This is a genomic window from Roseovarius sp. MMSF_3281 (assembly GCF_030733685.1).
Classification (GTDB): Bacteria; Pseudomonadota; Alphaproteobacteria; order Rhodobacterales; family Rhodobacteraceae; genus Roseovarius.
Window position 1 is genome coordinate 103,109 of the sequence record NZ_JASHIM010000004.1, and the last position, 20,190, is coordinate 123,298.

16 protein-coding genes are annotated in these 20,190 nt (G+C 63.3%); 11 read left to right on the forward strand and 5 right to left on the reverse strand.

The genetic code is table 11. The features are described 5' to 3' along the window. Positions 1 to 143: 143 nt before the first annotated feature. The 4 genes from RBB32_RS06840 to RBB32_RS06855 all read left to right on the forward strand — a co-directional run bounded on the left by RBB32_RS06840 (position 144) and on the right by RBB32_RS06855 (position 4,761). The gene (locus RBB32_RS06840) at positions 144 to 1,121 is read left to right on the forward strand and encodes a tripartite tricarboxylate transporter substrate binding protein (protein ID WP_306151959.1); all 978 of its coding nucleotides are present in this window, start codon (positions 144 to 146) and stop codon (positions 1,119 to 1,121) included. A gap of 79 nt (positions 1,122 to 1,200) precedes the next feature. Beyond that, positions 1,201 to 1,695: a tripartite tricarboxylate transporter TctB family protein gene (locus tag RBB32_RS06845; RefSeq protein WP_306151960.1), complete on the forward strand. Its 495-nt coding sequence runs from the start codon at positions 1,201 to 1,203 to the stop codon at positions 1,693 to 1,695. After that, the gene (locus RBB32_RS06850; protein ID WP_306151961.1) at positions 1,692 to 3,203 is read left to right on the forward strand and encodes a tripartite tricarboxylate transporter permease; all 1,512 of its coding nucleotides are present in this window, start codon (positions 1,692 to 1,694) and stop codon (positions 3,201 to 3,203) included. The genes RBB32_RS06845 and RBB32_RS06850 overlap by 4 nt, the downstream gene beginning before the upstream one ends. 4 nt (positions 3,204 to 3,207) lie before the next feature. Continuing rightward, positions 3,208 to 4,761, forward strand: a complete 1,554-nt coding sequence (locus RBB32_RS06855; protein ID WP_306151962.1) for a thiamine pyrophosphate-binding protein — start codon at positions 3,208 to 3,210, stop codon at positions 4,759 to 4,761. A gap of 78 nt (positions 4,762 to 4,839) precedes the next feature. On the opposite strand, the gene RBB32_RS06860 is transcribed toward RBB32_RS06855, so the two are convergent. The 4 genes from RBB32_RS06860 to RBB32_RS06875 all read right to left on the reverse strand — a co-directional run bounded on the left by RBB32_RS06860 (position 4,840) and on the right by RBB32_RS06875 (position 8,389). Next, positions 4,840 to 6,555 carry a SulP family inorganic anion transporter gene (locus tag RBB32_RS06860; RefSeq protein WP_306151963.1) on the reverse strand — a complete coding sequence of 572 codons (1,716 nt, stop codon included), beginning with the start codon at positions 6,553 to 6,555 and terminating at the stop codon, positions 4,840 to 4,842. Between the two features lie 61 nt (positions 6,556 to 6,616). Then, positions 6,617 to 7,501 carry an MBL fold metallo-hydrolase gene (locus RBB32_RS06865; RefSeq protein ID WP_306151964.1) on the reverse strand — a complete coding sequence of 295 codons (885 nt, stop codon included), beginning with the start codon at positions 7,499 to 7,501 and terminating at the stop codon, positions 6,617 to 6,619. A gap of 23 nt (positions 7,502 to 7,524) precedes the next feature. Then, entirely contained in the window at positions 7,525 to 7,950 is a 426-nt protein-coding gene (locus tag RBB32_RS06870) for a DUF6691 family protein (RefSeq protein ID WP_306152051.1), read from the reverse strand. A 7-nt stretch (positions 7,951 to 7,957) separates the two neighbouring features. Further along, positions 7,958 to 8,389 (reverse strand): YeeE/YedE family protein, encoded by a 432-nt coding sequence (locus tag RBB32_RS06875; protein WP_306151965.1) that lies wholly within the window; start codon positions 8,387 to 8,389, stop codon positions 7,958 to 7,960. A gap of 222 nt (positions 8,390 to 8,611) precedes the next feature. Here RBB32_RS06875 and RBB32_RS06880 point away from each other — a divergent pair, with 222 nt between their 5' ends. Genes RBB32_RS06880 through RBB32_RS06910 form a run of 7 tightly spaced genes read left to right on the forward strand, consistent with a single transcriptional unit; the run spans position 8,612 to position 17,876 of the window. Continuing rightward, positions 8,612 to 9,877, forward strand: coding sequence for a hydroxymethylglutaryl-CoA reductase (locus RBB32_RS06880; RefSeq protein WP_306151966.1), 1,266 nt, complete (start codon positions 8,612 to 8,614; stop codon positions 9,875 to 9,877). Continuing rightward, positions 9,874 to 10,785 (forward strand): UbiA family prenyltransferase, encoded by a 912-nt coding sequence (locus RBB32_RS06885; RefSeq protein WP_306151967.1) that lies wholly within the window; start codon positions 9,874 to 9,876, stop codon positions 10,783 to 10,785. Before RBB32_RS06880 ends, RBB32_RS06885 begins: the two co-directional genes overlap by 4 nt. Next, positions 10,782 to 13,238: a PEP/pyruvate-binding domain-containing protein gene (locus RBB32_RS06890; RefSeq protein ID WP_306151969.1), complete on the forward strand. Its 2,457-nt coding sequence runs from the start codon at positions 10,782 to 10,784 to the stop codon at positions 13,236 to 13,238. Before RBB32_RS06885 ends, RBB32_RS06890 begins: the two co-directional genes overlap by 4 nt. Beyond that, positions 13,225 to 14,325 (forward strand): DUF3419 family protein, encoded by a 1,101-nt coding sequence (locus RBB32_RS06895; protein ID WP_306151970.1) that lies wholly within the window; start codon positions 13,225 to 13,227, stop codon positions 14,323 to 14,325. The genes RBB32_RS06890 and RBB32_RS06895 overlap by 14 nt, the downstream gene beginning before the upstream one ends. Next, the gene (locus tag RBB32_RS06900; RefSeq protein WP_306151971.1) at positions 14,322 to 15,626 is read left to right on the forward strand and encodes a hypothetical protein; all 1,305 of its coding nucleotides are present in this window, start codon (positions 14,322 to 14,324) and stop codon (positions 15,624 to 15,626) included. The genes RBB32_RS06895 and RBB32_RS06900 overlap by 4 nt, the downstream gene beginning before the upstream one ends. Beyond that, a complete protein-coding gene (locus RBB32_RS06905) occupies positions 15,623 to 16,465 on the forward strand; it encodes a hypothetical protein (RefSeq protein ID WP_306151972.1) in 843 nt (280 codons plus the stop codon). Before RBB32_RS06900 ends, RBB32_RS06905 begins: the two co-directional genes overlap by 4 nt. Continuing rightward, positions 16,458 to 17,876, forward strand: a complete 1,419-nt coding sequence (locus tag RBB32_RS06910) for an AMP-binding protein (RefSeq protein WP_306151973.1) — start codon at positions 16,458 to 16,460, stop codon at positions 17,874 to 17,876. The genes RBB32_RS06905 and RBB32_RS06910 overlap by 8 nt, the downstream gene beginning before the upstream one ends. Before the next feature lie 192 nt (positions 17,877 to 18,068). On the opposite strand, the gene RBB32_RS06915 is transcribed toward RBB32_RS06910, so the two are convergent. Continuing rightward, positions 18,069 to 20,159 carry a caspase family protein gene (locus RBB32_RS06915; RefSeq protein WP_306151974.1) on the reverse strand — a complete coding sequence of 697 codons (2,091 nt, stop codon included), beginning with the start codon at positions 20,157 to 20,159 and terminating at the stop codon, positions 18,069 to 18,071. Positions 20,160 to 20,190 lie beyond the last annotated feature (31 nt).

The following is a 20,190-nucleotide window of genomic DNA, read 5'->3' on the forward strand; positions in this document are numbered from 1 at the left end:
CTGATAGGTTAGCTAACGGTTTTGGTAAGCTATTATTACTTCTATTAAGTTCACCTTAACGTTATACCGAAGTCAAGGGCGGCTGATAAGAAGCAAATAACTCAAGCCTGGACTAACTAGACGTCGATTAATGGGAGGACGACATGAACTTCAAATCAATCCTTGCAGCAGGCACCATGGTGGCCGGGCTGACGGCAACGGCGGCCTTTGCGGAATACCCCGAACGGCCGATCAACATGGTGATCCCGTATGGCGCGGGTGGTGCAACGGATATCTCCGCGCGCAGCATTGCAGAGCCTTTGGGCAATGCCGTCGGCAAGCCGTTGGTCATGGCCAATGTGACCGGCGCGGGCGGGGCCACCGGATCGGTGACCGTGCAGAACGCCGAGCCCGACGGGTACCGGATGCTGTTTGCGCGGGTCGGTTCGCACTCGGTCAGCCCGGCGATGAAGGCGACGCTGCCCTATACGCTGGATGATTTCCGATTCGTGACGGTTTACGAGATCAACCCGGTGGCCTGCGCGGTGAACCCGTCGTCGGGGATCGAGAACATGGACGACCTGATTGCCAAGGTGAAAGAGGGTGGCGTTACCTATAGCTCTTCCGGGGTTGGGTCGCTGCTGCATCTGGCGGGGGCCATGGTCTTGCGCGAATTCGGGGTCGAGAATCCGCTGGAAGCGGCCACGCATATTCCGCTTAAGGGCGGTGGGGCCGCGGCAACGGCGGTGTTGAATGGCACGGCCACGTTCATTTGCACCAACTCCTCGGCCTTGGCGAGTTTCGTTTCCAACGATCAGTTGGACCCGATTCTGGTGACCACCGCCGAGCCGGTGCCGGGCTTCGATGCGCCGACCGCGGCGGATCTGGACAAGCCCGCGTTGCATCAGCTTGTCGGCTGGACCGGGATTGCCGGGCCGGATGGCCTGCCTGACGATGTCGCGGCCAAGTGGGGCGAATGGATGGCCGAGGCCACTGCCGACGAAGGCTTCCTTGAGAAGATGACGGCGCGTGGGTCGGTTATCCGCCTGATGGACCCCGAGGAGGCCAATGAGTTCATCGAAACGCAGTACAACACCTTCCGCGAGCTGGTGGACGAGTTGGGCATGCGGGTCGAAGGGTGAGCTTTCGGCACTAAGCTTTTGACATGATACCGCGCCGGGCCTTTCATGGCCCGGCGTATAAGCCATGAGGGAGGGGCAGGTGAGCGAGCGTCGCCTACAAATGCAGCTTGGGATCGGGGCCTGCCTAGCCTCGGCGTTTCTGATATTCGCGGCAATCCCGAATTGGGTGGCCGCCCCGAGCAACATCAAGAATATTTTACTGTCACCGATGTTCTGGCCCTATGTTCTGGCCGGCTGTACCGGCGTGGTGGGCCTTGGCCTGATCGCGGCGGGGTATCGGACGGCCGAGGGACCATCGGAAGACTTCGTGGATGCGCATGACGAGGGCATGGGCGCATGGGTGCGCATGATCGGTATGGCCCTGATCATGGTGGGCACGATGGCCTTGATGCCGCGGCTTGGCATGGTCTGGACGTCGATGCTGTGCTTTGCGCTGACGGCGTTTCTGGTCAAGACGCGCCACCCGGTGGCGGCGGTGATCTGTGCCGTGGTGCTTCCCCTGGTGCTTTATGCCTTTTTCGCGCATGTGGCGGGGGTTGCGATCCCGCAGGGCAATTTCGTGAGGCTGCCATGAGTTTTATCGACAGCTTGATGGCGGGGCTTTCGCTTGTCGCCAACCTGGAGTCTTTCCTTGCGCTGGCCGGTGGTGTCGCCATCGGGGTGTTCGGCGGTGCGATTCCGGGGATGTCGGCCACGATGGCCGTGGCCCTGACATTGCCGTTCACCTTCGCGATGCAGCCCATCACCGGCATCCTGTTGCTTTTGGGTGTCTACAAGGGCGGGATTTTCGGCGGTTGTATTCCCGCGATTCTGATCAAGACGCCCGGAACCCCAGCCTCTTCCGCCACGATCCTTGACGGCTACCCGATGGCGGAAAAGGGCGAGGCGGGCCGCGCGTTGGGCATGGCGCTTTGGGCCTCCTGTACGGCGGATGTGATTTCCAACCTCGCGCTGATCGTCTTTGCCGGTTGGCTGGCCTCTTTTGCGTTGAGCTTCGGGCCGCCGGAGTTCTTCACCCTGATCCTGTTCTCGCTGACCATCATCGCGGGCGTGTCGGGCGACAGCCTGCTGCGCGGGGCGTTGTCGGCCATCCTCGGGCTGTTGCTGGCCACGGTGGGGCTTGATCTGATCTATGGGACCAACCGCTTTACCTTTGGCGATCCGAACATGATGGGCGGGTTGAATTTCATTGCCGTGCTGATCGGGCTTTTTGCGATCCCCGAGGTGCTGGCCATGGTGTGGCACCCGACGGCGCATTTGGGCAAGGCGCGGAGCCTTGGCAATAACTGGGTCAGTTTCGACGACTACAAGAAGAGTTTCCGGTCGATCGTGCGCGGTAGCCTGATCGGTGTTTTCCTTGGCTCGATTCCCGGTATCGGCGCGGCGCCTTCGGCATTTTTGAGCTATTCCGAGGCGCGGCGCAAATCCAAGAACAAGCCGAATTTCGGCAAGGGCGAGGTCGAGGGCGTGGCCGCCTCGGAGGCTGGCAACAACGGCGTGGCCGGTGCCACGCTGATCCCGCTTTTGGCGCTGGGTGTGCCGGGGGATGTGATCACCGCGATCATCATCGGCGCCTTCATGATCCACGGGTTGCAGCCGGGGCCGATGATGTTCGTCCTGAACGTCGACCTGATTTACGGGTTGTTCATCGGCCTGATCGTCAGTTCGATCTGCCTGTTCTTTGTCGGCTCGGTGGCGATCAAGGGGTTCAAATACGTGGCGGATGTGCCCAAGCGGCTGTTGATCCCCGGGGTTCTGGTGCTGTGCGTCTACGGGGTGTACGCGGTGAACAACAACATCTTTGATGTGGGCGTGATGTTTGCCATGGGCTGGGTCGGCTATGCCATGATGCGTTGGCGGATTCCGGCGGCGCCCTTCCTGATCGCCTTTATCCTTGGGCCTTTGCTGGAGGACAATTTCCGGCAGGCCATGCTGATGTCGGGCAGCGATTGGAAGGTGTTTTTCCGGGGACCGATTACCTGGTTCTTCTGGACGGTCACCGCGATCACCATTTTCGCCATCGTGCGGATGGGGGTGAATGCGGCCCGCGAGGGGCGCAATCAGCCCGAGAAAGAGAGTTGACGTGATGCGCGGTGCAGACCTTTTGGTGAAAACGCTGGCGGCCTCGGGAGTGAGGCGGATTTTTGCCCTGTCGGGCAATCAGATCATGCCGATTTTCGATGCTTGTCTCGATGCCGGGATCGAGTTGATCCACACGCGGCACGAAGGTGCGACGGTGTTCATGGCCGAAGCCTATGCGCAACTGACCGGGCAGGTCGGGGTGGCCTTGGTTACCGCGGGCGGCGGCTTGGCCAATAGCGTTGGGGCCTTGGCCTCGGCGCGGGCGTCGGACACCCCGGTTTTGCTTTTGTCGGGCGACAGTCCGCGCGGGCAGGATGGCACCGGGGCCTTCCAGGAAATGGACCAGGTGGCGATCACGCAGGCGGTGACCAAGTATTCCTATCGCTCGGAGGCGTCGGAGGGGCTTGGCCGCGATGTGGCTTGGGCAATCGAAAGCGCCGTGACCGGGCAGCCGGGGCCGGTGCATCTGGCCCTGCCCTTTGACGTGGTCAAGGCGGAGGCCGATGGCCCGGCGCTGACGGCGGACCTGTCGGAGCGGCCTGCCAGCGCCGAGGATCTGGAGGCGGTGCAAACCCTTGTGGCACAGGCCGCGCGGCCCCTGGTGTTGCTGGGGCCGTCATTGACGCCGACGCGGCAGGCTGGACTTGAGCAGAGACTGGGCGCGGCTTTGGGCGCGCCGGTATATGCGATGGAAAGCCCACGCGGATTGCGTGACCCCAGCCTTGGCCGGATTGCCGAGGTCGTCGCGCGGGCCGACCTGGTGCTGAGCCTGGGTAAGCGCGTGGATTTCACGCTTGGCTTTGGCGCGGGCGAGGCCGAGTGGATCACGGTGAGCGCCGATGGCGCGGATCATGCTGTGGCGGCCAGGAACCTGGGTGCGCGACATCGGGCCGGGGTCGTGGCCCCGGCGCGGGTGATGGCGCGGGCGTTGTGCGACAGCGCGGCCCCGGCGCGTGAGGCGTGGTGCGCGGAAGCGGCAGAACTGACGGCTGTGCAGCCCGACGTGGGGGGCGGTTTGACATCGGCCAGCCTGTGCGCGGCAGTACAGGAGGTTGCAAGCGCCTGTGACGAGAGCGTGATTGTCTGCGATGGCGGGGAATTCGGCCAGTGGGCGCAGGCCCTGACCCGTGGCACGGCGCGGGTGATCAACGGCGTGTCGGGCGCGATCGGCGGTGGGTTGCCCTATGCCATGGCGGCGCCCGTGGCGCGGCCCGGGGCCACGGTTTTCGCGCTGTCGGGGGATGGCTCCATCGGGTTTCATTTCGCCGAGTTCGAGACGGCGGCGCGGCATGGGTTGCCCCTTGTCATGGTGATCGGAAATGACCAGCGGTGGAATGCCGAACATCAGATCCAGTTGCGCGATTATGGCGAGGGGCGGCTTTCGGGCTGTGGCCTGACGGCGGCGCGCTATGACTTGTCGGCCGAGGCCATGGGCGCGCATGGCGAGTTCGTGACCGATGAGGCGGAGTTGCGGCCCGCGCTGGAGCGCGCCGTGGCGAGCGGCAGGCCCGCCTGTGTCAACGTGATGATCGAGGGGCTGCCCGCACCAGTGGTTTAGGGCGTGCCGCGCCCCGGGCTTGACCCGGGGCCACTTGGCCCGCTGCAAGGTCCCGGGTCAAGCCCGGGACGGGTGCGCTTAGCCCTCGCGCAGGGCTTGCCATGCCGCGTATTGCGACAGGTACACGGTGCCGCCCAGTTCTTGCAGGAAATGACTGCGTTTCAGGCGGTCCATGACCGGGCCTTTGACCTCGGAGAGGTGCAGCTTGATACCCATGGCCTTGAGGCGGGTGTTGATGGCCTCAAGGCTTTCCAGCGCGGACATATCGACCTCGTTCACCGCGGCGAAATGCAGGATGACGTGCTTGACGGCGCAGTCTTCGGTGATGCGGTCGGCGATGTAATCCTCAAGGAAGCGGGCATTGGCGAAATAGAGGCTTTCATCGACCCTTAGGGTGACGACGCTGGGGTAGGTGATGACCTTGTGGCGCTTGATGTTGCGGAAATGCTCGGTTCCCGGAACGAGGCCCACCTCGGCCACGTGGGGTTTGGAGGTTTTGTAGAGGTGGAGCGCGATGGAGAGCACCACCCCGGCAGAAACGCCGATTTCCACGCCGAACCCGAGGGTCAGCAGGATGGTTGTCAGGATCGCCGCGAAATCGGCACCGGAATAGGCCCATGCGCGTTTCAGGATCGAGAGGTCAACAAGGCTTAGGACGGCGACGATGATGGTGGCGGCCAGCGTGGCCTTGGGCAGAAAGTAGATCAGCGGCGTGAGGGCAAGTGCGGCGATGGCAAGGCCGATGGCGGTGAAGGCCCCGGCGGCGGGGGTGGCGGCGCCCGCGTCGTAGTTCACCACCGAGCGGGCGAAACCGCCGGTCACCGGGTAGCCGCCGCTGATGGCTGCGCCGAGGTTGGCGGCGCCAAGCCCGATAAGTTCCTGGTTGGGGTCGATGCGCTGGCGTTTCCTGGCGGCGAGCGTTTGCGCGACCGAGATGGATTCGACAAAGCCGATGATCGAGATCAGCACGGCGGGCAGGAGCAGCGCCTTGACCAGGTCAAGCGAGGCATCGGGCAGGGTGAAGGGCGGCAGGGATTGCGGCACGGTGCCGACGATGGCGACGCCTTGGGTATCGAGGCGGAAAAGGCCGGCGGCCAAGGTGGTGACGACCACGGCGGCGACGGGGCCGGCCTTGGTCAGCACATCGGCGAGGCGTGGGCCAAGCCCAAAGCTTAAAAGCAGGGGGCTGAGGCCCTTGCGAACCCAGAAGAGGAACGCCGCCGCTGTGCCCCCGATCAGCAGGGTGATCAGGTTCACGCCGCCAAGCCCGGACCAGAGGCTATGTAGAAGGTGCGGCAGGGTATGGCCGGAGGTTTTCAGCCCGAGGATATGGCCCAATTGGCTGAGCGCGATGAGGATGCCGCTGGCGTTGATGAAGCCCGCGATGACGGGGTGCGAGAGGAAGTTTGCCAGGAACCCCAACCGCAGCAGGCCAAGGCCTAGAAGGATCAGCCCCGACAGCCCCGCCAGCGTGAGCGCCGCCGTGGCGTAGCCCGCGGTGCCTTGCTGGGCCACTTGCCCAATGGCTGCCGCCGTCATCAGCGAGACCACGGCCACCGGCCCCACGGCGAGCACCGTCGAGGTGCCGAACAGCGCGTAAAGCATGATCGGCAGGATCGAGGCGTAAAGCCCCGCCTCGGGCGGCAGGCCCGCCAGCAGGGCGTAGGCCAGCGATTGCGGGATCAGCATGATCGTCACGATCAGGGCCGCGATCAGGTCCTGGGCGAAGGCAGAGCGGGAATAGGCCCGGCCCCATGTGAGGATGGGCAGGTAGCGGGCAAGCAAGCGGGGCATTTGGGGGGACTTTCGGGAGAGAGGGGCGGACAGGCGCAAGGGCACCTGCCCCAGCGGCACATCAGAGCTTGTTGACCGGCACCTTGAGCATCGGGTTGCCGTCGGAGTCGGTGGGCACGTCGCCCGCGCGCATGTTCACTTGCAGCGAGGGGATGATGAGGCGCGGCATGGCCAGCGTTGCATCGCGTTCGGTGCGGAACTTGATGAACTCTTCGCGGGTCTTGCCGCCGCCGACGTGGATGTTGTGCGTCTTCTCCTCGGCCACGGTGGTTTCCCACGCGATATCACGGCCGTTTGGGCCGTAATCGTGGCACATGAAAAGGCGCATGTCGTCGGGCAGGGCCAGCACCTTCTGGATGCTGTCGTAAAGCGTGCCCGCATCGCCGCCGGGGAAATCGGCGCGGGCCGAGCCGCCATCGGGCATGAAGAGCGTATCGCCCACGAAGGCCGCATCGCCCATCACGTGGGTCATGCAGGCGGGCGTGTGGCCGGGGGTGTAGAGGGCCACGGCCTGCATCTGGCCGATTGTGTAGGTATCGCCATCCTCGAACAGGGCGTCGAATTGCGAGCCGTCGCGCTGAAACTCGGTGCCTTCGTTGAAGATTTTGCCGAAGGTATCCTGCACCACGAGGATTTTTGAGCCGATGCCGATTTTGCCGCCCAGCTTTTCCTGAATGTAAGGCGCGGCCGAGAGGTGATCGGCGTGGACGTGGGTTTCGATGATCCACTCCAGCTTGAGGCCCTGTTTCTTGATCTGGGCGATCAACTCGTCGGCGTGGTCATAGGTGATGCGGCCAGCGGCATAGTCGATGTCCATCACCGAATCCACGATGGCACAGCTATCGGAGGCGGGATCCTTGACGATGTAGGAGATCGTATTCGTGGCCTTGTCAAAGAAGGCCTGAACCTGCGGTTTGATGTCCATGTTGACGTGGTGGTTGGTCATGGCGGACTCCTTGTTTTGGTGTCTCAGGAATGGGCGCGGGCTTGCAGCGCCTTGGCGATGAAGATGCCTGCGATCAGGGCGGCGGCGAAGATCAGCACCTCGGGCTTGAGGGAGCCGACGGCGGGCAGGGCCCCACCCGGGCAGAAGCCCGCGATACCCCACCCCAGGCCGAAGACGGCCGAGCCGCCCAGAAGGCGGGTGTCTATGGTGCGGTTTTGCGGGATTTGGAAGGTTTCGTCCATGACGGGTTTCTTCGGGCCTTTCCCGAAAATCAGGCGGTAGCCAATGAAGGTGACCACAAGGGCACCGCCCATGACGAAGATGAGCGAGGGATCCCACGTGCCTGCCACGTCGAAGAAATTGAGCACCTTGGCCGGATTGGCCATGCCCGAGATCATGATGCCAAGGCCGAAAGTGAGGCCGATGAGGTAGGTGATGACGATACGCAGCATTGGCTTAGCCCCCGATCACGTGGCGCAGGATGTAGACGGTGATGCCGGTGAACAGCATGAAGGTCAGCGTGGCGGCGATGGAGCGCGGCGAGAGCCGGGCATTGCCGCAGACGCCGTGGCCGCTGGTGCAGCCCGAGCCATAGGTGACGCCGATACCCACGAGGATACCGCCCACGACCAGCATCGGGATGCTGACCGGCACGTCGATGGCGGGCATGTGACCGGTTGTCAGCAGCATCAGGCCGGGGGCGGTGACCATCCCTGCCAAAAGGGCGGCGCGCCATGACCAATCGCGCGGCGAGCTGGGTTGCATGAAGCCTGCCAGAATGCCGGTGGCCCCCATGACGCGGCCCAGTGTCAGCATCAGCAAGACGCTGGCCAGTCCGATCAGCGACCCGCCGACAAGCGATTGGAAGGGTGTGAATTCGGTTATCATGTCATGCGTTTCCTTTGGTGTCCTTGTTCCGGGGCCGCGCGGCCCGGATTTTGAGGGATGATATATATAATAATTGGAATATGTCTAGCCCGCGGTTTGAAATCGCCGTGTTCAAGATAGGGTTTGCCGGATGTTTCCATGGAACCCCGGGCTTGCTAAGCGTAAGGTTGCCTGAGTTTTAATGGTTTCATGGCACAATGAATTCTTGCGGAGTGTTTTACGGTGATCATTCCTTTTCACGTAACCGAGATGCTGCGCCGGGTGATGGCGCGTTATGACGCGGAAAAGACGCCGCAAAAGATGGCGCCCAACGATGACGCCTTTAGCCTGCTGCGCCCCATGCGCAAGATTACTGCGGCGACGGTTGAAAAATACTGGGCGCGCCTGAAGCCCATGGCGGGGGAGGCGGATCAGGCGGCGCTGGCCGACCCCGCGACCATGGAACAGGCCGAGCAATACAGCGCCAATATCGAGAATTTCATCGGCACGGTGAAACTTCCGGTGGGGATCATCGGGCCACTGCGCCTGACGGGGATGAATGCCAACGGCGATTATCACGTGCCGCTGGCCACCAGCGAGGCGGCCTTGGTGGCCTCTTATGCGCGGGGGGCGGCGGCGGCCACCAAGGCCGGTGGGATCAGTACCGCCGTGTTATACGAGGGCGTCATTCGCACGCCCGCTTTCGTGATGAAAGACCTTCTGAGCGCGGGCCAATTCGTGGAATGGGTGGTGCGCAATGTCGAGGATTTGCAAGCGGCGGCAGAGGCCACCACGCGGCATGGCAAGCTGGTCTCGCTGGAGCCTTTTATCGACAACAATATCGCCTTTCTGATTTGCCGCTACACCACCGGCGATGCGGCGGGGCAGAACATGGTGACGATCGCCACCGATGCCCTGTGCAAACGGATATCCGAGGCGTGCCCCGTGCCGATCGAGGCGTGGTATATCGAGGGGAATTTCTCGGGCGACAAGAAAGCCTCGGCTTTGGGGATGGTCACCGGGCGGGGGCGCAAGGTGAGCGCCTCGGTTACCTTGCCGCGCGAGGTGGTGGAGCAGGTGCTGGGCACCACGGTTGACGGCATGCTGGCCTATGGGCGGGTGGCGAACTTGGGCTCTCTTTTGTCGGGGCAGTTGGGCGCGCAGGCGCATTATGCCAATGGGTTGGCAGCGCTTTACATCGCCACCGGGCAGGATGCGGCCTGTGTTGCGGAAAGCGCCATGGGGGTGACGCGAATGGAGCCGCGGGGCGAGGATTTATACGTGTCCGTGACCATGCCGAATATCCTTGTCGGATCGGTCGGGGGTGGCACGGGCCTGCCCAGCCAGTCGGCGGCGCTGAATATTCTTGGGTTGAAGGGCGCGGGCCACGGTGCGGCCTTGGCCGAAATTGCGGCGGCGACCTGTTTGTGTGGGGAAATATCCATCGTGGCGGCAATCACGGCGGGGGATTTTACCCGCGCGCATGAAAATCTGGCGCGGCAAAGATGAGTTTTTTGACCCGTCTTTGGACTTATCAGGCCGAGCGCTTTCCGCTCAAGAAAACCGCGCCCTTGCTGGCGGCGTTTTCGGCAGCGAGCATTTGCGTTTCGGCGCAATTGGCGGGGCGGGATTTGCCCGGCTGGCCCGTGTTCGTGGCGGGTTTCGTCGTGGCCATGGCGCTGTTTTTCCAGATGCGGGTTTGCGATGAATGGAAGGACGCGGCGGATGACAGGCTTTACCGGCCCGAGCGGCCCATTCCGCGTGGGTTGATCGCGCAGGGTACGGTGCTCTGGCTCGGGGCGGCGACGCTGCCCTTGGCGGCGGGGGCGGTTTGGTTGTGGTATCCGCCCGCCTTGTGGTTGTTGGCGCTGGTCTGGCTTTGGCTGGCGGCGATGACCTTGGAGTTTGGCGCGCCGGAGTGGCTCAAGGCGCGGGCGGTTTTGTACCTGCTGAGCCATATGATGATCATGCCGCTGATTGACCTGCTGCTGACAGGGCTTGAGTGGCTGCCCGGCGGTGGCCCCGCGCCGCAGCTTTGGCTGTTTCTGGCGCTGTCCTTTGTGAATGGCTGTGTGCTGGAGATCGGTCGGAAGCTTTGGGCGCCGGAGAACGAGATTGCCGGGGTCGATACCTATTCGGGCCTTTGGGGGCCGGGGCGCGCGGCGCTGATCTGGATGGGCTGTGTCGGGGTGTCTGCCGCCTTGCTGGTTGGCACGGGGGTAGCCACCGGGGTTGGATGGATCACCCTTGGCTTGGCCGCTTTGGCGCTTTTGGCCTGTCTTCGGGCGGCGACGGCTTATCGCGCAAATTCCACGGTCAAGGCGCAGGAACGGATGGATGCCGTTGCCGGGCTTTGGGTGTTTTTCTGTTACGCAACGGCGGGTTTCCTGCCCTTTGTCATCGGGTGGTTCGGATGAGTTTTATTCTGTCTCAGGATCAGGCGAAGGATGCCGGGGTGGTTGGCGGCAAGGCGGCGGCGCTGTCGCGGCTGGCGCGGGAAGGCTTTGCGCCGCCCGCGTTTTTCGTGATCCTGCCGGGGGCGTTCAACCATGGCAAAACCGGGCCGGTGATGGCGAAGGGGGTGAAATCGCAAGTAACTCGCGCCTTGGAAGATTTGGGCGCGGGGCCTTATGCGGTGCGCAGTTCGGGACGCGCCGAGGATGGCGCCGAGCATAGCCATGCCGGGCAGTTCGATACGGTGCTGAATGTCCAAGCGGACGCGGTTTTGGCGGCGGCCAAAAAGGTCTGGCAATCGGGATTTGGTGACACGGTCGAGACCTACCGCGCCAAGACCACGGGCGATGGGGCCGAGGCCCCGGCAGTGATCGTGCAGCGGATGATCGCCGCGCGCGCCTCGGGCGTGGCGTTTTCCGCCGATCCGGTGAGCGGGCAGCGCGGGCGCGTCGTGATCTCGGCCATTCAAGGGCTTGGAGAGCGGTTGGTCTCGGGCGAGGCCGATGGCGAGGACTGGGCTTTGGATGACCAGGGGCAGGTGGTGAATGCCCCCGATACGCCCGAGGCCTTGACGCTTGAAAAGGCCCAAACCGTGGCCGATCTGGCGCGGCGGGCCGAAGCGGCGTTTGGCCATCCGCAGGATATCGAATGGGCGATGGATGGTGACGGCCTGCATATCCTGCAAGCGCGCCCCATCACCACGGCGCTTTTGCCCGCAGCGCGGCCTGACGAGACCCTGACGATTTTCGACAATTCCAACATCGTCGAAAGCTATCCGGGGATAGTCAGCCCGCTGACCTATTCCTTTGCCCTGCATGTTTACGCCCGGGTCTACCGCGCCTTCGTGCGGCTTTTGGGGGTGCGCGAGGCGGTGGTGGCCGAGAATTCGGCGGTTTTCGACAACATGCTGGGCCGGGTCGATGGGCGGGTCTATTACAACCTTGTGAACTGGTATCGGGCGCTGGCGCTGTTGCCGGGGTTTGCCCTGAACCGGGATCACATGGAAACCATGATGGGCGTGTCCGAGCCGATGCCGCGCGAGGTGACCGATGCGATTGGCCCGCCGCCCGCGAAAGGCGTGGCGCGGCTGTGGGAATATGCCAATCTGGCGCGCGTTGGCGCGGGGCTTTTGTGGCAGGCCGTCCGCTTGCCGCGCACCCGGCGGGATTTTTACGCGCGGCTGAATGCGGCCTTGGAGGGCGATTTGGATGTCGCCACGGCCAATGCCAGCGATCTGGCCCGCGAATACCGGCGGATCGAAAGCACGCTTTTGGACCGGTGGGATGCGCCCTTGGTCAATGATTTCCTGTGCATGATGGCCTTCGGGGCCTCGCGGAAACTGATGGAGCGTTGGCTGGGCGAGGCGGGCGTGCAACTGCATAACGATGTGATGATCGGGCAGGGCGATATTGTCTCGGCGGAACCGGCGCAGCGGATTGCACGGATGGGGGCGATGGTGCGCGACGCCGGGCTGGCCGAGGATATGCGGGCGAAGGGCATGGCGGCGCTTGACGATGCGCCGGAGATCCGCGCCGAGGTGGAGGCCTATCTGGCGCGCTTCGGGGATCGCTGCACCGAGGAGTTGAAGCTGGAAAGTATCCCGCTGAGCGAAGACCCCAGCAGCCTTTTGGCCGCTGTGGCGGCTTCGGCAGGGCGCGCAGAGGGGGCCAAGCACGCGGTGCGGGAGCCGGATTGGCAGGCCCTGTTTCCGGGCAAGCCGGTAAAGCGTGTTCTGGCGCGATGGATCATCGGCTGGACCAAGGCACGGGTGCGCGACCGGGAAAACCTGCGGTTCGAACGCACGCGGATTTTCGGCCATGCGCGGCGGGTGTTTCTTGGCATTGGTCGTGAATTGACGTCGCGCGGGCATCTGTCGGCGCCGCGCGACGTGTTTCACCTGACCACGCAGGAGGTTCTGGGCGCGGTTGAGGGGTTCAACCTGTCGCCGGATTTGAAGGGTATCGTGGCGATGCGGCAGGCCGAAGATGCAGCTTCGGCCCAGCGGCCCGATCCGCCGGAGCGGATCGAGGTGCGCGGCCCCGCGATTTTGCCGCGTTGGGAGGCGGGCGAGGTTGCCCGTGATGACAGCCGCCGCAAGACCGGGACGGGCTGTTCGGCGGGGCAAGTGCGGGCCAAGGCGCGGGTCATTCGCGACCCCCGGACCGAGGCGCTGGAGCCGGGGGATATTCTGATCGCACGGCACACCGACCCGGGCTGGATCGCGGTGTTTTCCAATGCCTCGGCCATCGTGGTCGAGCGCGGCTCGCTTTTGTCGCATTCGGCGATTGTCGCACGGGAATTGGGCATTCCATGTGTTGTGGGCCTGAAGGGCGCGACGCAGTGGATCGCGGATGGCGAGATGCTGGCCGTCAACGGGGCCACCGGAGAAGTGGAGCGGCTTGATGGCGACAAGTGAAATCGAGGCCCGCGCCGATTTTGACCACATCCGCTATGCGCAATTGTGGGAAGATGCCGATGTGCTGACCCAAGGGTTGGGGGAGCAGGCGGGCCGGACGCTGGTTTCCATTTGCTCGGCGGGGGATAATGCCTTGGCGATGCTCACGCTGGACCCGGCGAAGGTGGTTGTTGTGGACCTTTCGCCGGCGCAGATCGCCTGTTTGAAGGTGCGGATCGGGGCGTACCGCAGGCTATCGCACACCGAATTCCTGGAACTGATGGGTTCGCGCCCCAGCACGCGGCGCGCGGCGCTTCTGGCGCGGGCCTGTGAGAATTTGGACGCGAAAACGCGGGCCTTCTGGCAGGGTCTTGCGCCTGAAGTCGAGGCGCATGGCCTTGGCGGGGTGGGCAAGTTCGAACGCTATTTCCGCATTTTCCGAAAGTGGCTTTTGCCGCTTGTGCATTCGCGCCGGACGGTTGAGGCGATCTTTGAGCCGCGCGACCGGCAGGCGCGGGAGGTTTTCTTTGACACGCGGTTCAACACATGGCGTTGGCGGCTTTTGTTGCGGGTATTTTTCTCGCGCGTCGTGATGGGGCGGATGGGCCGCGACAAGGCGTTTTTCGACCATGTCGAGGGCAGCCCGGCACAGCATGTGGCGCGGCGGTTGCGCCATGCGGGCGTTGACACCGCCCCGTCGCAGAACCCTTACCTGCACTGGATCATGACCGGCACCCATGGGGATGCTTTGCCCATGGCGTGGCGGGCAGAGCATTACGAGGTGATCCGCGACCGGCTGGACCGGCTGGACATTCGCCCCGGATCGTTGGAAGCCTTTGTTTCGACAGGGGAAAAGGCCCATGGCTTCAACCTGTCGGATATTTTCGAATACATGTCGGCGGAGGTTTTCGCGCAGGTTTACGGCACGATCCTTGGGGCCTCGACCCCCGGGGCGCGGCTGGTTTACTGGAACATGATGGCGCCGCGCCGGGTGCCTTCGGAGCATGCCGAGAAGGTCGAAACCTTGCTTGAAGTGGAAGACCGATTGAAAGCTCAAGACATGGCGTTTTTCTATTCCGATTTCGTGGTGGAAGAGGTGCGCGGGTGAGCGTTGTGGCGCAAATCGTGCTTGCCCTGGCCTCGGTTGCGGTGCTGTTGGGCTTGATGGCGGTGGTGCGGCGGGGCGCGCGGGCCATGGGCCTTGGGGCCGAGGTGCAAAGAAAATTGGTGCACGTCGGCACAGGGCTCTATGCGCTTGTTCTGCCTTGGATTTTTCCGGATCGCTGGCCGGTTTACATGCTGATCGGGCTGACCCTTTTGGTGATGGTCGCCCTGCGCCTGCCACGCTTTGCCAAGGGGATCGGTGGCGCGCTGCATGGGGTTGAGCGCAGCTCTTATGGCGATTTCCTGTTGGCGGTCTCGGTGGGGCTTTGTTTTTTCCTCGCCGATGGTCAGGCGCTTTTATACGTGTTGCCCTTGGCGGTTTTGACGCTGGCCGACGCGGCGGCGGCCCTGGTGGGCACGCGCTATGCCACGCGGCTTTACAATGTCGAGGATGGCCACAAGAGCCTTGAGGGAACAGCGGCGTTTTTCGCGGTGACGCTGGTCTTGTCGATCCTGTGCCTGGTGGGGTTTACCGATCTGCCGGTCGCCAATGTCTTGGCGCTTGCGCTGATGGTCACGGGGTTTGGCACGCTGGTCGAAGCGCAAAGCTGGCGCGGGTTCGACAACCTGTTTTTGCCGCTGGGCCTGTTGCTGTTCCTGTCGGTGCATTTGGAAAGCAGTCTTTTGGAACTCATTGTTTTAGCAGTGATTTTCCTGATCGCCTTGCTGGGATTTCATGCCGTTGGCGCGCGCGTGGGGCTGAGCGGGCATGCCAGCCGGGTTTACGTGGTGGCGATGTTTCTGGTGCTTGCGGTGACCGCGCCGCAGAACGCGGTCTTGCCCGCGCTGGTGCTTTGCGCGCATGTCTGGGCGCGGGTGCAGGCCCCGGGGCGTGATACCTATGGCGACTTGGATGTTGCTGCTGCCTTGGCCTTGATCAGCTTTGGCTGGCTGGCGGTGGGCAATGCCGTGGGGGCAAGCGCGATTGGCTTTTACGGCTTGACCGCCATGGGCCTTTGCATGGGGCTTTCGGTGATCGCGCTGCGCGGCTATGTGCCGTGGATCATATTGATTTCATTGGGCCTTTTCGCGCTGCGCGAGGCGGTTGTCATGCTGAACCCCGCGCTGTCGAACTGGGCCGAGCCCTTGGGCGTTGTGGCGGGGGTGAGCCTTGTGTTTATAGCGGGGCTACCGCTTATTTTGCCGGGAATGTTTGCCCGTGACAGGGTGATGAAGATGACCGCTATGTCGCTGGTTTTTCCCGTTATATCATATGTTTACATGGTTCTTGGAGGTGCCGTTTGACAAAGGATTTGGTGAAAACGGATGGTGCAAAACTGTCGATCTTTTGGGATGGCCCGAAGTGGGGGGGGCGGGCCACGGCGAGTTTCGGCGAGGTTGCGTTCAAATCCCTTGAGGCAGGGACGGAGGTGTTAACGCGGGCGATCGAAATGGTTAAGAACGCCGGGTTAACACATGTTGTCGGCCCGATGGACGGAGATACATGGCATTCATATCGCTTTGTCAGTGAAAGCGATGGATCACCGGCCTTCTTGATGGAACCGAAAGACGCGCCCGTGGCGCGGGAGGTGTTTCAGGCCGCAGGGTTCGAACCCATCGGGCGTTATTTCTCGGCCCGGCAAAGCCTGTGTGATATCGGCACGGCACCGCCCGAAAGCGGGGCCTTCCGGATTGAAACATGGGATGGGAACGACCCGGAAGCCCTGTTTATGCAGGTGTTTGAATTATCTGTTCAAGCTTTTGAAAACAATGCATTTTACAAACCGATCTCGCCCGAGGATTTCCTGGCGATGTATATGCCCATCGTGCCGATGCTGAAGAAAGACCTGATCTTTTTCGCGCGCAGGCCAGAGGGCGAATTGGCGGGGTTCCTGTTTGCCATTCCCGATTATGCGCAGGGGCCGGAGAGTGACACGGTGATCCTGAAAACCTATGCCAGCCTTCTGCGGGGGGCCGGGCGGGGTTTGGTGCAGGCTTGCCAGACATCCGCCAAGACATTGGGGTATAAGAATTTAATCCACGCCTTGATTCATGATTCAAACCAGTCGGCAGAGCGCAGCGAAAAAGAGGGCGGCCAGATTTTCCGCCGGTACGAATTGCTTGGGTTGAGGTTAAGTGACTGATCTACTTGACCATTTCGACGCGGCGGTGGCCCGGCACCCGGAGCGGGTGGCGATTGTCGACGGTCGCGGCCAAGCGGTCACCTTTAGGGAATTACAAAGCCTTTCCAACGGGTTAGTCGAGAAATGGCGATGTAAGGGCGTGCAACCCGGCGACCGTGTGCTTTTGGCGATGGGAGTGAGTGCCGAACTTTACGCCAGCCTTGCGGCGCTTTGGTCCTTGGGGGCTACAGTGGTCTTGCCGGAACCGGCCATGGGGCTGAAAGGGCTGCGCCACGCGGTGGCGACGACCAAGCCAAAATTCTTTTGTGCCAACGGGTTATATTGCTGCCTGAAAGCGCTGCTGCCGCCGCTTTGGCCGCTGCCCCTGTTGCGGGCCAGTGGGCCTCGGGAGGTAACCGAGGTTAAAGAGCGGGTTAACACGGAGGTGGCGTTAATCTCTTTCACCTCGGGCACGACCGGGGCGCCGAAGGCCATCCCGCGCAGTCATTTTTTCCTTATGGCGCAACATGATGCGGTGGCCCCGATACTTGAAAGCGAGGCGGAAGAGCGTGATCTGGTCGCCTTCCCGGTCTTTACCTTGGTAAATCTGGCGGCGGGGCGAACCTCGATCCTGCCGGGGTGGAAGATGAGCCGCCTGGCCGATGTGACGCCTGCGCGCTTGGGCGATTGGCTGCGCCGAACCGGGGCCACGCGGGCGCTGTTGCCGCCGTCATTGGCGGGGCTTTTGCCGCAGGCCGGGCAGACCGATCTGCGCCATGTCTTTACCGGCGGCGGGCCGGTTTTTCCCAACGTGGTCAGAGCCATAAAGGACGATCTTGGAGCCGCGGTGACCTGTGTCTATGGCTCAACCGAGGCCGAACCGATTGCCCATCTGGAGGCGCATGAAATCAGCGCGCAGGATGCCGCGCATATGGCCCAAGGCGCGGGGCTTCTGGTGGGCCATCCGGTGCCGGAACTGCGGTTAAGACTTTGCGAAGGCGAGATCGAAGTTACCGGAGATCACGTTAACAAGTCTTACCTCGACCCGGCACAAACCCTTGAAAACAAGGTGGTCGCGGGCGGTGAGGTTTGGCACCGCACGGGCGATGCCGGGCGGCTGGATGCGCAAGGGCGACTTTGGCTTTTTGGGCGCGTGGGCGATGAGGTTTCGGGACGAAACGGCCCGATCCATCCTTTTGCCGTGGAAGTGGCGGCGCAGGATTGGCCGGGGCTAAGCCGTTGTGCCTTAATGGAAAAATCGGACGGTCCAATATTGGCGGTCGAAGGGAATGCGGCCTGTTTGCAAAACTGGAGCGAGCGGGCGCGGGCCTTTGGCATTGAGCGGGTCGAGGCAATCTCGGCCATGCCGATGGACGCGCGGCACCATTCGAAAATCGACCGGGTGAAACTGGCCGACCTGTTGAAAGGTTAACGTACGAGTCGTACGTTTTACCCCCGGTTTTCGTACGAAAATCCGGCTGGGTGCGACAGCTTTCGTACGAGTCGTACGAAACGTCATGTCGAAACGAGGTCTTTCAGCGGCATTCGAGGGCCGTCCTTGGTGGCGAAGCTGGCGGTCATGTGACGCGGTACGGCGGTTATCGCGGCCTGACCTTCGCCGGTGTCAACGCGTGGGGGCCACGTTCAACTCGAATTGCCGGACACTGGCCTTGGGGCTGTCGTCCTGCGTGAGGCTGGAGCCGCCGCGCATGGTTGTCCCGAAGGCGGCCACGTCCAGGGCGGAGGCGATATCGGACAGGTTGGCCGGGGTGCCTGCGTTTTGCTCCCGGGTCGTGATCACGCTGTCCTGTTCCAGAAAGGACAGGTCCTGTATCAGGGTGCCGCGCGCGGCAGGGGAGACAACCACGACCAGACGCTCGCGGCCAAAGGCGCTGTCGGTGATGCCGACCAGCCCCTTGTCGAGGCGGTCGCCGGGTTGCATCCGGCCCTTCCACATGTGGCTGATGCTGTAATTGGCGTCGATGTAGAGCGCGTTGAGGTCCACGGCCTGACCCATGTTGTTCAGCGCCATGATATGCAGTTCATCCCCCGGGATCATGCGTGGCACCTTGGCGGTGCTGATCGGGGTCAGCTCTGTCTTGCCCGCCTCGTTGGGGTTGCGGGTTTGCAGTGTGACCTCGACATCCAGCGAGGCGGCGCCAAAGGCATCGCCCATGCGCATGACATTGAGGGCGCGGGCCATTTTCGACAGGGTGTCGCCCATGGCCGAGGTCAGTGCCCCGGTGTCCTTGTCCGCCGTCGAGATGGAGGGCGCTTGCGGATCGAAGAGGCCGGAGGCGGGCAGCACCCAGACCGCATCGGGCCGGGGGCTTTGCGGGGCGATGGCAAGGCGCAGGTCGGCGGGGGCGCCGGGATCGACGAAGGTGATGCGCGGCCCCAGGGTGCCGTTTGCCGCAAGTGCGCGCGTGGCCGCGTGCGCGGCCTGTGTGGCGGGGCCGTTCAATTCGGGCAGGGCGATCTGCAATTGGAAGTCGAGGCCGGTTTCGAGTTTGCGCAGGTAGGCCCCACGCGGGATATCACCCAGTGCGAGGGCGTCCCGGGTTTCGGTGGCAATCGGCGCGGCGTTGGCCTCAAGCGCGCTGGCGCGGGTAATCCGGGCATGACCCAAGGCGGCGGTCCCCGGATCGGCGGGAGAGGCCATGATGGCCAGCCTGTCGCCCTCGTTCAGCCCAAAGAGCGTGCCCGCCGGGATTGAGACCGTGCCGGTTTCATAGTCGGGCGTGAGCGGCCATTGGGCAAGGCGGCCCGCATCGCCCCGCCCGAAGACCGGGCGATCCAGATCGCCTTCGAAGTAAGGGGTGGAGCGGGCCAGCCGCGAGACGGCATAGCGGCGCAGCACCTCTTGGCCCAGTTGTTCGTAGGTCATGTTGCCGTTCGCGGCCAGCGACTGGAACAAGGTGAAGGTGAAGACCCCATGGGGTTTGCGGCCCGTCTTGCCGGGGGGCATGTTCATCTCGGGCGTGGGTTCATTGGTTTGCGCGGCGTAGAAGGCCACGAAGGCGCCTTTTTCCTGCGCGTTGCCGGGCAGGGCGCGCGTGGTGGGGGCGCCGGCGATGTCGAGGGCGGTATCCTCGGGCGTGACCGGCAGGGTGTTGCCGGGGATGCCAAGCACGTCGGGGCCCAGTTTGCGCATCACGACCTTGTCTTCGCCGCTGGGCGCGCTGCGGGTGACGGTGCCGGAGTGGCAACTGTCGAACACCGCCCAGACATTGGCCCCGCGGGCGCGCAGGGCGGCGATCCTTTGGCCGATCTCATCGTCCACGAGGGCGTTTTCGACCTTGCCAGCCGCGTTTGCCCATGGGCCGATATCGACGGGCAGGAACAATTCGTCCAGACCGTCGATTTCCGTTGCCGGGTCGCGGGCCGGGGCCTGTGTGCCGTGGCCTGCGAAGTGCAGATAGACGAAATCTCCCGGGGCGACGGAGGTTTCGAGCGCGTCGAAGGCGGCGCGGATACGCGCCAGCGTTGCCGGGCCGTCGGCATTGTCGGTTTCGCCCAGAAGGGTGATGTCTTGCGGGGTGAAGGGAATGGGGGCCGCATTCACAAGGTAATCGTGGACAAGCGCGACGTCGTTGGTGGTGCCCTTGAGCCAGTAGCGTTCGTCGAGGGCCGGATAGGTGGCGGCCCCAACAAGCAGGGCGTGATTGTTCCCGGCCAAAACGGGTGACGCGTGCAGCGGGCCCCAAAGTGCCAAGGTGAAGAGCCCGGAAAAACGGCAGACGGTT

Excerpts from the sequence above, each read along its gene's own strand:
- RBB32_RS06840 (WP_306151959.1), top strand. The coding sequence starts at position 144 with ATGAACTTCAAATCAATCCTTGCAGCAGGCACCATGGTGGCCGGGCTG.
- RBB32_RS06850 (WP_306151961.1), top strand. The coding sequence starts at position 1,692 with ATGAGTTTTATCGACAGCTTGATGGCGGGGCTTTCGCTTGTCGCCAAC.
- RBB32_RS06855 (WP_306151962.1), top strand. The coding sequence starts at position 3,208 with ATGCGCGGTGCAGACCTTTTGGTGAAAACGCTGGCGGCCTCGGGAGTG.
- RBB32_RS06860 (WP_306151963.1), bottom strand. The coding sequence starts at position 6,555 with ATGCCCCGCTTGCTTGCCCGCTACCTGCCCATCCTCACATGGGGCCGG.
- RBB32_RS06865 (WP_306151964.1), bottom strand. The coding sequence starts at position 7,501 with ATGACCAACCACCACGTCAACATGGACATCAAACCGCAGGTTCAGGCC.
- RBB32_RS06875 (WP_306151965.1), bottom strand. The coding sequence starts at position 8,389 with ATGATAACCGAATTCACACCCTTCCAATCGCTTGTCGGCGGGTCGCTG.
- RBB32_RS06885 (WP_306151967.1), top strand. The coding sequence starts at position 9,874 with ATGAGTTTTTTGACCCGTCTTTGGACTTATCAGGCCGAGCGCTTTCCG.
- RBB32_RS06890 (WP_306151969.1), top strand. The coding sequence starts at position 10,782 with ATGAGTTTTATTCTGTCTCAGGATCAGGCGAAGGATGCCGGGGTGGTT.
- RBB32_RS06895 (WP_306151970.1), top strand. The coding sequence starts at position 13,225 with ATGGCGACAAGTGAAATCGAGGCCCGCGCCGATTTTGACCACATCCGC.